This is a genomic window from Lentisphaera profundi, from assembly GCF_028728065.1.
Taxonomy (GTDB): domain Bacteria; phylum Verrucomicrobiota; class Lentisphaeria; order Lentisphaerales; family Lentisphaeraceae; genus Lentisphaera; species Lentisphaera profundi.
Window position 1 is genome coordinate 2,287,512 of record NZ_CP117812.1, and the last position, 13,804, is coordinate 2,301,315.

General features: G+C 42.2%; 11 protein-coding genes. 10 read left to right on the plus strand and 1 reads right to left on the minus strand.

Features of this window, described 5'->3' with window-relative positions; translation table 11 throughout:
- From PQO03_RS20395 to PQO03_RS20415, 5 genes are read left to right on the plus strand one after another with little or no spacing between them, the layout of a single operon-like run.
- On the plus strand, positions 1-702 hold the full coding sequence (locus tag PQO03_RS20395) for a type IV pilus modification PilV family protein (protein ID WP_274153000.1): 702 nt from the start codon (positions 1-3) through the stop codon (positions 700-702).
- Positions 702-1,490: a prepilin-type N-terminal cleavage/methylation domain-containing protein gene (locus tag PQO03_RS20400; protein ID WP_274153002.1), complete on the plus strand. Its 789-nt coding sequence runs from the start codon at positions 702-704 to the stop codon at positions 1,488-1,490. Before PQO03_RS20395 ends, PQO03_RS20400 begins: the two co-directional genes overlap by 1 nt.
- A 9-nt stretch (positions 1,491-1,499) precedes the next feature.
- The gene (locus PQO03_RS20405) at positions 1,500-4,184 is read left to right on the plus strand and encodes a hypothetical protein (protein ID WP_274153003.1); all 2,685 of its coding nucleotides are present in this window, start codon (positions 1,500-1,502) and stop codon (positions 4,182-4,184) included.
- The gene (locus PQO03_RS20410) at positions 4,184-4,684 is read left to right on the plus strand and encodes a hypothetical protein (RefSeq protein WP_274153005.1); all 501 of its coding nucleotides are present in this window, start codon (positions 4,184-4,186) and stop codon (positions 4,682-4,684) included. Before PQO03_RS20405 ends, PQO03_RS20410 begins: the two co-directional genes overlap by 1 nt.
- Positions 4,684-5,610 carry a hypothetical protein gene (locus tag PQO03_RS20415; protein WP_274153006.1) on the plus strand — a complete coding sequence of 309 codons (927 nt, stop codon included), beginning with the start codon at positions 4,684-4,686 and terminating at the stop codon, positions 5,608-5,610. The genes PQO03_RS20410 and PQO03_RS20415 overlap by 1 nt, the downstream gene beginning before the upstream one ends.
- 423 nt (positions 5,611-6,033) lie before the next feature.
- Here the strand turns inward: PQO03_RS20415 and PQO03_RS20420 are convergent, their stop codons facing one another.
- A complete protein-coding gene (locus PQO03_RS20420; protein ID WP_274153007.1) occupies positions 6,034-6,915 on the minus strand; it encodes a universal stress protein in 882 nt (293 codons plus the stop codon).
- Positions 6,916-7,551: 636 nt separating this feature from the next.
- On the opposite strand from PQO03_RS20420, the gene cysQ reads away from it, so the two are divergent.
- The 5 genes from cysQ (at position 7,552) to PQO03_RS20445 (ending at position 13,678) form a co-directional block, all read left to right on the plus strand.
- The gene (gene cysQ / locus PQO03_RS20425) at positions 7,552-8,295 is read left to right on the plus strand and encodes a 3'(2'),5'-bisphosphate nucleotidase CysQ (protein WP_274153009.1); all 744 of its coding nucleotides are present in this window, start codon (positions 7,552-7,554) and stop codon (positions 8,293-8,295) included.
- Between the two features lie 89 nt (positions 8,296-8,384).
- On the plus strand, positions 8,385-8,732 hold the full coding sequence (locus tag PQO03_RS20430; RefSeq protein ID WP_274153011.1) for a four helix bundle protein: 348 nt from the start codon (positions 8,385-8,387) through the stop codon (positions 8,730-8,732).
- Between the two features lie 288 nt (positions 8,733-9,020).
- Positions 9,021-9,923 (plus strand): sulfate adenylyltransferase subunit CysD, encoded by a 903-nt coding sequence (gene cysD / locus PQO03_RS20435; RefSeq protein WP_420792876.1) that lies wholly within the window; start codon positions 9,021-9,023, stop codon positions 9,921-9,923.
- A gap of 126 nt (positions 9,924-10,049) precedes the next feature.
- Complete coding sequence (gene cysN / locus PQO03_RS20440; protein ID WP_274153013.1) at positions 10,050-11,918, plus strand: sulfate adenylyltransferase subunit CysN; 1,869 nt, start codon at positions 10,050-10,052, stop codon at positions 11,916-11,918.
- Positions 11,919-12,268: 350 nt separating this feature from the next.
- Entirely contained in the window at positions 12,269-13,678 is a 1,410-nt protein-coding gene (locus tag PQO03_RS20445) for an MraY family glycosyltransferase (RefSeq protein WP_274153015.1), read from the plus strand.
- Positions 13,679-13,804 lie beyond the last annotated feature (126 nt).

The following is a 13,804-nucleotide window of genomic DNA, read 5'->3' on the forward strand; positions in this document are numbered from 1 at the left end:
ATGATAAAAAAACATTCATTCACTATGGTCGAAGTGATCATTGCTTTAGGCATACTTACTATTGCTATGTTCACCCTTGTTGGCTTACTCCCTGCAGGACTTCAAAACTCAGAAGAAACTGAACACTCGACTCACGCCCCTCTTGTAGCTAAAACAGTAAATAACTTCTTGGCTCTTTTAGTTAACGGGGATGACAATTCAACTATTGATGGGGCTTGGAATGGTGGCAACAGTGGTGATGCTGACGGATATGACTCATGGCTACAAAACTACAACTTAGTCACAGAAAATCGTACTAATTACACCACATCAAAAGACTCTGAAGCCTTCAGTACTGCTACCGACTTAAAACAAGGCGACTTTTCTGGTGCTGCCATGATACTTCCTAATGGTGGTGATTACACTCGTGATCCATCACTCAAAAATCTCACTCTATTCAAACAAAGTAATCTACTCTATGGTGGCTACTATGAGGACACTGTTGACGGTGTGGTCAATGTACAATACGGGATTAGAATCTGGAACGGTCAACTCGGCATGAATACAACCGCAGGTCAAGGTAACGCTATTTTTACACCACAAGCGAGCGATACTGGAGTTCTTTTCACTATAGAAATTTCCTGGCCTCCACAAATGGAGTACCAGCGTCGCATTGCTATGGGCAATTATTATCAATTGGTTACGTACGTGGAGAAGCACTGATGAAAAAATATACCCTAATTGAACTGCTTGTGGCCATGGGCATCTTTGCTTTCATGATGTTGCTACTTATGAATTTTTTCAGTATCTCAACGGATTTATTGGGTCGTGAAACCAATCGTGCTGTAAGCAATTATGAAGCGGGAATTTTTCTTAGCATGATCAAAACAGACTTAGAAAATAGTACGATTAATGCAACTTATCAATGGGCATATAAAGATGGCGGATCGGGTTCGGGCCCAGGAACTAATTTGAATAATATAGAAAATCAAACACAAGCTGGCTCCGGTATCTCAACTGATTCAGCACTAAGATTCTTTTCCTATACTTATGATAATGATGGAGCCATAAGTAGTTCAACTCGTGTTCAAATCAGTTATGTATATGATAGTGCTAATTATCGCATTTACCGTTTTGCCTATCCTATAGTTACCGTACCTATAGATTTCGATGACTTAGAAAACTTGAGTAATAATTATGGTGGCATCATCCTGGAAGGAGTAGAAGAATTTCGTCTAATGATTTATGGGAATTATGCCACACAAGAAGATTATGATTATACCCCTGGTAGTACTTCAATTCCAAGCACTAGCTCTGATGGCTCCTTCTATACCGCTGCAGAAGACGCCTCTGCCGCCACTGGTCAAAGCACTGACCCGGACCTCATTAATGTTTATTTGAAAATAAACGATAAAAACACCCTTGAGCTTCCTGCTAGCGTGGGAAAAACAAACCAACTATTACAAAGACGACGTCAACTATCCACCCAGATACCGATGGCATATAATTAGGAGTATCATATGAAAAAATTACTAAACAACCGATTCCAAAAAGATGACTCCGGAATTGCCATCATGTTCTCTCTTATGATGCTGGCTGTATTTCTTGTCTTAGGAATGGGTTTCTCGGCTTATATGACAAATATTCGGCGTGGTGCTGAATTCCAAAAAGACCTCTATTTAAATGATGGTGTTGAAAAGGTAATCCTTGCCCAAGTAACCGCTGCGATAAAAGGTTTCTTTAGCCCTATTTCAGATTCATCCATAGAGTACTATAATTCGATACCTGAAGCTTCTTCAAGTTTTTTTGGCGATGCCACCTTTGAGCAAGTGACTCCGGCTACTGGCAATGATGAAGATCATGTATTTAAAACCTGGGGCATTGACAATACTGATGCTAATATTGCAAACTCCCTAGTCAACCTCAATTGGATTAACACTCAAGACAACGCCGAAATAGATACCAATTTCAAAGGAAGTTTTTCCTCTCCCACAGGGGCAGACCTTGGCTGGCAAGAACATAAAGTTAATTCTAACAATGCGAACGACCCCAATTACGCTATTTCTAATTGGTTTATAATTGGTATGTCTGGAAGGCTTGATCCTTTAGTTTATGATTCCGATTCTGGCTACGATGAACGTGCCCAAGCTGACGACATATCTAAAATAAATCTAAGTAACATAGTCATTGATCCCACTCATGCTAATAACTTAACTTCAAAAGATACTGGTGATGTCAACCGTTGGACTAGCCTCACCGATATACATGAGAAGATGCTTGATGGTGGCATCACTAATGACACTGCTTATTATGCTTTTTTCCCTATTGATTCGGGAACTAACAGTGACACCAATGAAACACTTGATGGCTCAACAATCCCCACGACTACTGATAAGTCAGGATTAATTAGTCCTAATGCACTTTTCAACTTAACCAATGTCGCAACATCAACCCCTAATGTCATCGTAAGTTCTATACCTTACCTTAACAATGGAACATTAACTACTGAACAAAAAATTCAAATCGCTGCTAATATCCGAGACTATTGCGACCCAGACGACAATGCCGAGAGTGACTATACTACGCCAACCGGGACTCCACCGACATATGTAGGAAATGAAAAAGTCCCTTACTTAAATAAACTTGTGATTGATTTGGTCGGCTCATGGGGCGACTATGACACCGACGGCGGAAATGACTTCTTAGGCTATAAATTAGGCTTTTATGGTGAATTAATTGACTTATATGCATCATCAAAAGCTTCTCAAATGTTAGTGACATTTACAATTAATATTGAAGATGGAGCAAGTAATACACTTGTGGACGAGAGCTTAAGCCAAACCGCTACAATTAATTTTTCTGCATCCGGTGCAGCGGCTTATATAACAGCAACCACAGCTTTAACTAACTCTGATTTAGTCAAGGATGTCAGTGGACAAAGTGCAACAGCAAGAATTACCATCACTAACCTTATTTTATTGGACTCAGGAGGATCAAACCTCTATGATTATGCTAATATTAATGATAAATGGCCAGATCTTTTCATTGACAATGGAAATACTTTCTCCGTCTCAACTGAGTGTATCGAACCTAAAAATAACCTTTCCACTTCATCTTGGGAGTTTATTAGCACTCCTGGGGGCGGATATGGTACGGGAGCAGGCAACACTTTTAAAACAGGGCAAAAAAATGACACATGGGCTACCGCATATGCGGCAGTTGCAAACGACCAAAAAGACTATGAGCCTCAAGCATTAGTTAGTGGTGACCCTTTAGATCTCTCTACTAATTACATAAGAAACAATTCTATACAAAATCTTCATGAACTTGGTTATATACATAGATCAATTAATTACCAAACACTCAACTTAATTGAATACAATACTGGAAGTGAAGATGCCTATTTTGGCCAAGGGGATAACCTCCCTGACTTACCTGGCATTGCAAATTACTCTAATTCTGGAACTGATCAACTGTACACATCTAACTCAGCTAGCGGTGGCGACAGTGGGGAAGATGCCTCATGGAGCTCAACTGTAACTCTCTCTGATGGTGGTGACAGATCCATACTAAACTATGTAAGTATAGATGGTGCTGAGGAATCAGTTAACACCCAAGGCCTCATCAATCCAAATACTTCTCACCCCCACGTCCTAGTAGCACTCTTCTCTGATTTACAAGCTTATCACCCTCACTTAAATGGCCGAGTCGGAGACCTAGCTGCCGTTTCTAACAAAACAACACAAGATGAAATCACCCAAACTGAATTATATTCCCTTTTAAATCTTTTCCCAGGAATTGATCCTAGTAACTACAATAGCTACCCAAGTACGCCTCCTAGTGAAGGATATTTTGATGCCTTTTGGTTTAAAAATCGTGTTAATAACCCACCCAGCTACGGTATTCCTTTCAAAAAATCCTTAGAAGCAGGCATATTAAATGATAGACAAGCCGAAGTCCTACTCTGTAATACTAGACGATTTGTTAGCGCTAATCGCAACACCTATATTGGAGCTCTCAGAGCGCGTATTGCAGAAAACATTACTTTAGCTGGAAGTGATATTGCCGACCCGTATGTTGGAGGAGGATCAGAAACTCTAAAACAATTTTATTTATTTCGTGAATTAATTGATATTAACTCCACCCCACATAACCCGTCCGATGATATATACCGTGTGAGAACCTTTAAAGAAGTGACCCGTTGATGAAAAAAATTATCTATACATTAGTGATATTACTAAGTTCCCAGCTATTGGCTCAAAAAAACATGAAAATTGCATATTCCGATAACCAACTTGAGCAACTGAAGGCTCTAGAGTTTTTTGAATATAACTATGTGAAAAAAGCAAAAAAAGAATTAACTGAAGTAAAAAAAACTATCACTAAATACGAACGTGGTCTCGCTAAACTAGCTAAAAAATCTAAAGTCTATAAAACTCGATATGCCGAATTAAAAGAACTCAAAAACGAAGAGAAATCTCACAAAATATTAATACTATACCCAAGTATCTATACTAAGGCCATTGATTTTTACGTAGCAAATAACTTTGTCGAGCAACAAAAGCACATGAAATTAAAAATGGAACTAGAGAAACAATACAAAGAATTATCTAAAAAAGACTTCCCCAATATTGCAGGTGAATATAGCCTATACAAAAAGGGAAAAAAACGCAAACCCTCTAAACGCACGGCCTCTTCAAAGTAATGCTCAGAGTTTTAGTTTTTTTTCTATGCTTGAATGTTTGGTCCCAAGGCAGCTTAACTGAAAGCTGTCTTTTTGATTTTGCGCAGGGCATTAAGGCTCAAACACTCATTGGCCAAGAAGATCAGTACACAAGCCTTCAACAGCCCCTAGAACGTGCCCAAAGGCTCCATAGTCGCAAAGCGGTCGCTATCAAAAATTACTTGCGCAAGGCGCAAAACTCCATCGTAGATTTCAGTACTAAGGAAAAAGAACTTCTCAATCAAGCTTCCGCAGAATTGGCCGAGACTTTCAAAGCTTACAAGCTCGACTTCCCCAAGAAAATCTATTATCTGAAGACTAACGGCAAAGAAGAAGGCGCGCCCTACACACGTAAAAACTTCATCGTTTTCCCTGACTCGAGCCTCAAAAAAAACTTAGCTGAACTCAAAGAATTACTCGCTCATGAGCTCTTTCATATCCTCAGTCGTTATCATCCCGACTTAAGTACCGAGCTCTACAAAATTATTGGCTTTCATTATTGTGGCACCATCAAAGAATCACCCGAACTCAAAGCCATTCGCATTACCAACCCCGACGCCCCTCTGTACCAACACTACATCATGCTCAAAGACAAGAAGGGTAAAACTTTCCCCGCCATTCCCTTTTTACATCTCAAAATCAAATCACTCAAAGAAGTCGATGATCATTCCGTCTTTCGTCACATGCAGCTCAGCTTTGTCAAAATTGATTTAAAAAAGCTAAGTACCCTCGGCCCCATTATCCCCGTAGAAGCTATTGCACCCTCACTCTTTAAACAAATTGGTGATAATACCCATTATATCATTCACCCCGAAGAAACTATCTCAGATAACTTCGCACAAATCATGTGCGGCATCCCAGCAAAAACCCCCAGGATTCACCATGAAATCAAGTCGACGCTACGCTGAGTTTACGGCCTAAGGGCCTGAGTTTACGCTACGCTGAGTTTACGGCCTAAGGGCCTGAGTTTACGCTACGCTGAGTTGACGAAGCAGAGCTTCTGAGTTTACGGCCTAAGGGCCGGAGTTGACGCCAACTAGTTGGCTAAGAAAAACAAAGTCTTAAACCACCGATCCTACGGATTTAAATATATATTCTCAGCGCGAAGCGCGTATTCTCAGCGCGAAGCGCGTATTCTCAGCGCGAAGTGCGTAAACTCAGGCCAAAAGCCGTTCTTTCAGCGTAGCGGTCTTTCAGCGTAGCGGTCTTTCAGCGTAGCGGTCTTTAGCGTAGCGGTCTTTCAGCGTAGCGGTCTTTAGCGTAGCGGTCTTTAGCGTAGCGGTCTTTCAGCGTAGCGGTCTTTCAGCGTAGCGGTCTTTCAGCGTAGCGACTCATTTCACAACCAAAATATCAATTTTCGCATCGTGAATTATATGCCTCACCGTACTGCCCGTAATCATTTTCTCGATATTGTGATTAGAAGAGGAACTAACGACAATCAATTCCGCCTTAGTTTCTTCTGCAAATAGATGTATTTGTGCGGAGGGATCACCAAAGCGTACATGATGTGGGTAACGCTCTGGCTCGATATTCAGTAAATTATAGAGGCGCCTAAATTGCTGCTCAGCCTCTTTCCGGAATACATCATCCGTAATTTGTGTGACACCATCATTGGAACTGAGGTAGCCATCAAAATCAGAATAGTTGATCACCTCGGGCAAAACGTGAATGAATTCTAAGTCCGCTCCCGTCTGTTGCGCAAATAGCAAAGCTTGAGCCGCCGCTTTTTGACAAGCAGCAGTAAAATCTACCGGGCATAAAATACGTTTTGGTATCCCCGTAAAAGCCTTATCGGGATGAATCCATACGGGGCCCTCGGCATATTTCACCAGGCGTTCGGCGTGGCTTTTGCCCAACATGTGCATAAAACCCGTACTATGACGGCCTATAACAATCAGTGAATTCCCTATTTTTTTTGCAATGCTCGCAAGCTCTTTGGCGGTATTGCCCACACTAATGAGTGGTGCCTCAATCTTGTGATGGCCATTATCGGGATAAAGATGCTGAATTTCATCACTTAACTTTATCATTATTTTATCTAAAACTTCATCTGTAGACTTGGGATGCAGCAACTTCACACTGAGGGGCTCTATGATGTGTACTGGATAAATTAATGCACCAAAAAGCTGACTTAATTTTTGCGCTTCTCGCACAGCTAAACTGAATTGTTTTTTGGAAGTGACGCCCACTATGATTGTTTCGATATTTTTCATCTTTAAAGCTCCTCGTTTTCCTCAATTTATTACATGGAGAATTCAAATACAAAAAAACACCCTCTCCAAAGACTTAATTTACATAGATTTGTACGCTTCTTAAAAAACACAGAAAACTTATCCGCTGCTAAGCAGCACCAAATGTGCATTCTTTTTATCAAAAATCTTTACCATTTATTAATCGCTACCTATTTCCTTGCCTAATAAAACAGGTTATAATCTATACTAATTTGTAAAATCTTACTTGATGAAAAGTGCTCACGTCACTTTTCATGCGGAGCCTGCCTGGCTTTTGCTTCGCAAAAGAATGATCAATTTTAAATACACAATTTTTAATTAGAAGCAACAGCGAGTAGTTCAAACTTGGCAGTCATCAGCTTAAACCATCTACTACAATCAGGCCATAGGCGGTCTCTCAGCCGTAGGCGTTCTTTCAGCGCAGCGTTCTTTCAGCCGTAGGCGTTCTTTCAGCGCAGCGTTCTTTCAGCCGTAGGCGTTCTTTCAGCGCAGCGTTCTTTCAGCGCAGCGTTCTTTCAGCGCAGCGTTCTTTCAGCCGTAGGCGTTCTTTCAGCCGTAGGCGGTCTTTCAGCGTAGCGTTCTTTCTTCTTTAAACCTCACAATAACGAAACTCTATTCATGATAAACGACATAATAAAACTTGCCCGTGAAGCCGGCGCTAAGATCATGGAGATCTATGCCACTGACTTCGAAGTTTACACCAAAGACGACAAATCTCCCCTTACTGAAGCCGACCAAGCTGCTAACGCAATCATTTGTGCTGGCTTGCAAGAACTCACTCCAAATATCCCCATCCTCTCTGAAGAAAACAAAACCATTGATTACGCGGATAGAAAAGATTGGACTCAAATGTGGGTTGTAGATCCCATTGATGGCACCAAAGAGTTTATCAAAAAAAATGGTGAATTCACTGTGAACATCGCCTTAGTAGAGCGCGGCATACCCATTGCCGGCGTTGTTTATGCTCCTGCCATTGATGATCTTTATTGGGCAGATGAAACGGGTGCCTATAAAAATGGCGATAAATTACCTCTCACGACTAATAACACACCAGAAAAAGCTCTGACCATTGTGGCCAGCCGCTCACACATGTCTCAAGAAACTCAAGATTATGTCGACTCACTCAAAGCCGGTACCGAATCAATTGAACTCACTTCTGTGGGTAGCTCACTCAAACTCTGCTACGTTGCCGAAGGCAAAGCGGACCAATACCCTCGCCTCGCCCCCACCATGGAATGGGACACGGCTGCCGCTCACGCCGTCGCCCTTCAGGCAGGCAAGGAAGTTCTCGATTTCAAAACACGCAAGCCTCTGCAGTACAACAAAGAAAATCTTCTCAACCCCTGGTTCCTGGTAAAGTAAGGAAGAACGTTCACGAGTGAACTTAAAGTAGAAAGATCGCTGCGCTTAAAGAACGGCGTGACGCCTGAAAGAGAAAAATGGAAGAGAAGATGATTCATTATTACGAGAAACTCGAGGTATGGAAACAAACCGTGGATTTGAGTCTTGACATCTACAAGGTCTTACATAATTGCAAAGACTATGGTCTCAGAGATCAAATGCAAAGAGCTGCAGTCTCCATCCCTTCTAATATTGCCGAAGGTTCACAAAGAAATTCCGACAAAGAATTCATTCGTTTCCTAAATATTTCAAAAGGCTCAGCAGCTGAACTCAATACGCAAATCATCATTGCTTTTAAACTCAATTATTTTCCTGAAGCAGTATACAATAAGCTCAGAAGTAAATTAAAGGATATCCTACAAATGACATCAGGCCTTATAGCCTCTTTACAAAAGTAAATCTTTCAGCCCTAGGCGTTCTTTCAGCCGTAGCGTTCTTTCAGCCGTAGCGTTCTTTCAGCGTAGCGTTCTTTCAGCGTAGCGTTCTTTCAGCGTAGCGTTCTTTCAGCGTAGCGTTCTTTCAGCGTAGCGTTCTTTCAGCGTAGCGTTCTTTCAGCGTAGCGTTCTTTCAGCGTAGCGTTCTTTCAGCGTAGCGTTCTTTCAGCGTAGCGTTCTTTCAGCCAAAGGCGGTCTGCCTTTAACAATCATCATTAAAAATTTAAAACTAATAATTTAAAATTATCTATTATGCCTTATTCCATGTCACAACTTGATCAGCTTGAAGCTGAAGCCATCCATATTATTCGCGAAGCCGTTGCTCAGGCCGAAAATCCCGTCATGCTTTACTCAGTCGGGAAAGACTCCGCCGTCATGGTGCGTTTAGCGCAAAAAGCTTTTGCTCCCGGCCCGGTGCCCTTCCCCCTGCTTCACATTGATTCTCAATGGAAGTTCAAAGAAATGATCCAATTTAGAGATAAGTTCTGTGAAGAAAATGGCCTCAAGCTTCTCGTCCATTACAATAAGGAAGGCAAAGCAGCAGGTGTCGGCCCCTTCACCCATGGCAGCCGTAAACATACTGATATCATGAAAACTCAAGCGCTGGTGCAATCTTTAGAGCAAGGTGGCTATGATATGATTTTTGGTGGTGCACGTCGCGACGAGGAAAAATCTCGCGCAAAAGAAAGAATTTATTCTTTCCGTGATAAATTTAATCAGTGGGATCCAAAAAACCAACGCCCTGAAGTCTGGTCTTTATATAATGGTAAAATCAATCCTAATGAATCCGTTCGCGTCTTTCCCATTTCTAACTGGACCGAAATGGATGTCTGGAGATATATTGAACGCGAGAGCATCCCGATTGTCCCTTTATATTTTGCCAAAAAACGTCCTTATGTCGAGATTGATGGCAACCTCATCATGGTTGATGACGATCGTATGCCACTGGAAGGCCGCGAAGTCAAAGAGGACTACATTCGCTTCCGTACCCTAGGTTGCTACCCTTTAACTGGCGGCGTGCTCTCCACTGTAACGACTATGGCTGAAATGATCGAAGAGATGATTAACTCGGATATCTCGGAACGTAACTCACGAGTCATTGACTTTGATGGTGAAGCTTCCATGGAACAAAAGAAACGCGAAGGCTATTTTTGATCTAAACAATTAAACATATCTTACTAATCGAAGCACAAAAGTACTAAGACAATCAAAACCACCTGTGAAATACTGAATAATCTGTGGTTTAAATAACTTAAAATTTAAAATTAAGCATTTAAAATTATGAAAAAATCCCTCTTACGATTCCTTACCTGTGGTTCCGTTGACGATGGCAAATCCACTCTCATTGGCAACCTACTCTTCAACTCAAAAAAACTCTGTCAGGACCAAATTGCCACTTTAGAACGCGATTCTAAAAAACACGGCACTCAAGGCGACAAAGTTGACTACGCTTTGCTGATGGATGGTTTGGCTTCCGAACGCGAACAGGGCATCACTATTGATGTCGCTTATCGCTTCTTCGAAACACCTGAAAGAAAATTTATTGTTGCCGACACACCTGGCCACGAACAATATACGCGAAATATGGTCACTGGTGCCAGTACTGCAGATTTAGCCATTATCCTTGTGGATGCCTCCAAGGGCCTGCTTACACAATCTCGTCGTCATGCTTTCCTTGTTAGTCTTCTTCAAATTCCTCACGTTGTGCTCGCAGTCAATAAAATGGACCTCGTCAATTACTCGGAAGACGTGTACAACAAAATCGTTGAAGATTTCAAAGAATTTAGTACCAAGCTCAATTTACAAGATATTACTTTTATTCCCGTCTCAGCCAGAGATAGTGATAATGTCACAGAGAAATCCTCCAAGACGCCATGGTATAAAGGTGAAGCACTCTTGCCTTTCTTGGAAAAAGTCTATGTCAAAAGCGATAAAAACTTTGTTGACTTTCGTTACCCAGTTCAAACGGTCATTCGTCCCAATTCAAATTTCCGTGGTTTTGCTGGACGCATTGCTTCTGGTACCATTCGCCCCGGTGAAGAAGTCATTGCCCTGCCTTCCGAAAAATCTTCGCGAGTCAAAGATATTCACCTCTATGATCGCACTCTACCCGAAGCCTTTGCGGGTCAATCGGTGTGCATCACCCTGGAAGACGAAATTGATATCAGCCGTGGCGACATGCTTGTCCGCAAGAATAATCTCCCCAAGATGTCCAATGAAATTGATGTTACACTCTGCTGGATGAATGAAAAACCACTTGATTTGAGTTCTCCTAAGCGCCTCATTGTGAAGCATACTTCACGTGAGATCAATGCCTTCGTAGAAAAAATTGATTATACGATAGATGTCAATACCCTGCATCGTAATCAAACCAATATATTACACCTCAACGATATTGCGCGCGTCAAAATAACCACGGCTCAAAAGCTTTATTTTGATAACTACAAAACCAACCGCAATACCGGCTCGATTATTCTCATTGATCCCATTACTAATGAAACGGTAGCCGCGGGCATGATTAAATCTGAATCACGTGAAACTCATTCAGATGAAATTAAATCTACCAACATTAATTTCGAAGACTTTCAACTCACTCGTGAAGATTACGAGAAACGCAATGGTCACCTCGGTGCCGTTATATGGCTCACGGGTCTTTCTGGCTCAGGTAAATCTACCATTGCCAAAGCGATACTAGCTAAACTCAACGCTGATGGCAAACACGTCAACTGCCTCGATGGTGATAATGTACGTCATGGCCTCTGCTCGGACTTGGGCTTCACTGCGGATGATCGCTCGGAGAATATCCGTCGCATTGGTGAACTCTCCAAGTTATTCGTTGAGAATGGCAATATCACTATCTGCTCCTTCATCTCTCCCTACCAAAAAGATCGTGATTTTGTGCGCTCGATTCTCCCTGAAGGTAAATTTTTTGAAACTTACATTGATTGCGATATCGAGACCTGTAAGCAACGCGATCCCAAGGGACTCTACAAAAAAGCTATTGCCGGAGAAATCAATGGCTTCACGGGCATTGACTCACCCTACGAGGCTCCTACAAATCCAGACATTCGTCTCAAATCCGATACTTACCCAGTAGCAGACCTCGTCGAATCAGTCATCGTGAAGCTGAAGGATCAAGGGATTATTTAGCGAAGGAAGGTCGTGTAGCTCCAATTTTGAATGTTGAATTCTTAATTTTAAATTATGAAAGACAAATGCCTGGAGCTTGGGAGCGGTTTCTCAGCGAAGGCGTTCTCTCAGCCGAAGGCGTTCTCTCAGCCGAAGGCGTTCTCTCAGCGAAGCGGTCTTTAGCGTAGCGGTCTTTCCTCTATATTTCATTTACTCACTCAATGCTTAACTTTTTCTCATTAAAAATTCAACATTCATAATTAAAAATTAATTCTCCCCCCTCCCCTCCTATGCCCTATTTCTACCTCACAATTTTCACTTTTCTCGGATCGCTGATCATCACTCTGATCTGCCGTTCCTTGGGGCACCGCTTGAAAATTGTCGATCAACCCGATAACTACCGAAAAGTCCACGAAAAACCCATCCCTTTGATGGGTGGCTACGCCATTTTCTTGAGTAGCCTCTTAAGTTTTTGCTTTGTCTTTTACTTTCAAAAATCACTCTTCAAAACTGAAGTCATTGATCCGCAGTTTTGGTCACTACTCGTAGGTGCGATCATCATTTTGATCACCGGTGCCTACGACGACCTGCACGATATGAAGCCTCGTCATAAAGCACTGATGCAGGCCTTTGTTGCGAGCCTACTGTATATGATGGGTTTTGCCATCAACAAAGTTTCCATCCCCTATGTCGGCACTGTGGACTTCACCATGATTTCCTATCCCATCACCATCTTTTGGTTCATGGGCTGCATGAATGTCATCAACTTGCTTGATGGCCTCGATGGACTTGCGAGTGGCGTCAGCCTCTTTGCGGTTATTACCCTAACCGTGAGTGCCGCTAATAGTGGCAACACCACCATCCTCGTACTGAACCTGATTGTCGCAGCTGCCATTTTAGCCTTCCTCATTTTTAATTTTAACCCCGCCTCGATTTTTCTCGGTGACTCTGGTGCCATGCTGCTGGGTTACTATATTGCCACCATCTCCCTCATCTCCAATCACAAAGCCGAAACGGCCCTCACGCTAGCTATCCCCTTTATTGCCATTGGCCTGCCCGTTTTTGATACCATTGTCGCCTTTCTTCGTCGCTGGTCACGTCGCGTCCCCATTTCCTCTGCCGATCGCAAACATATTCATCATGTCTTGCTCAATAGCGGCTTAAGCACCAAATCAGTTGTGCTCATACTCTACGCGATCTGCATCATCTTTTCTTCCGTTTCCTACCTGCTGATTTTAAAACGCGATGGCGTCGCCATGATTTTCCTCTCCATTATCCTCATTATTGCCTTTCTCTATGCCAAACGCTTCGGCATCATTAATACCGAACAAATCCTCAAACGCATCAAAGAAGATCACTACGGAAATAAACACTCCTCCAAAGTCCACGTCGAGTTAGAAAAAGCACTGCACCAATTCGAAGACGCTCAATCATTAGCCGAACTCTGGCAAGTTTCACTCCCCGTTTTCCAAGAGATGAAACTCGATCAAGTCATTTTTGTGAGCGAACAAAATCAAGAAAAACTTCACTGGAAGAATGATTTAACACCCACGAATACCAAGCCAGAAGATATTGTTGATCAATGGTCCATTTCCCTTAAAGTTTTCAAAGATCAAAACCTCTATGGCAAACTCGAAATCTCAATGACTGCAGAGGACACCCACTTGCGCGATATATTTTCCCAAGTCAATTCACTGCGTGAAGCCATCGCCAATCACATCACAAGAATCACTCAGCAAAAAGAAAACGCCTCCACTGAACACGCCGCTCAATCAGATTAGTTTCACCCCTTCAGTCTTTCCCTTTCTAAACTCTTTTCACTGACAACTGACAACTGACAACTGACAACTGACAACTGACAACTGACAAATGACAAATGACAACTGACAACTGACAACTGACAACTG

Bases quoted from the DNA above. Each gene is read 5' to 3' on its own strand.
- PQO03_RS20420 (WP_274153007.1), bottom strand. From the start codon at position 6,915: ATGAAAAATATCGAAACAATCATAGTGGGCGTCACTTCCAAAAAACAA.
- PQO03_RS20400 (WP_274153002.1), top strand. From the start codon at position 702: ATGAAAAAATATACCCTAATTGAACTGCTTGTGGCCATGGGCATCTTT.
- cysN (WP_274153013.1), top strand. From the start codon at position 10,050: ATGAAAAAATCCCTCTTACGATTCCTTACCTGTGGTTCCGTTGACGAT.
- PQO03_RS20405 (WP_274153003.1), top strand. From the start codon at position 1,500: ATGAAAAAATTACTAAACAACCGATTCCAAAAAGATGACTCCGGAATT.
- PQO03_RS20415 (WP_274153006.1), top strand. From the start codon at position 4,684: ATGCTCAGAGTTTTAGTTTTTTTTCTATGCTTGAATGTTTGGTCCCAA.
- PQO03_RS20395 (WP_274153000.1), top strand. From the start codon at position 1: ATGATAAAAAAACATTCATTCACTATGGTCGAAGTGATCATTGCTTTA.
- PQO03_RS20410 (WP_274153005.1), top strand. From the start codon at position 4,184: ATGAAAAAAATTATCTATACATTAGTGATATTACTAAGTTCCCAGCTA.
- PQO03_RS20430 (WP_274153011.1), top strand. From the start codon at position 8,385: ATGATTCATTATTACGAGAAACTCGAGGTATGGAAACAAACCGTGGAT.
- cysQ (WP_274153009.1), top strand. From the start codon at position 7,552: ATGATAAACGACATAATAAAACTTGCCCGTGAAGCCGGCGCTAAGATC.
- cysD (WP_420792876.1), top strand. From the start codon at position 9,021: ATGCCTTATTCCATGTCACAACTTGATCAGCTTGAAGCTGAAGCCATC.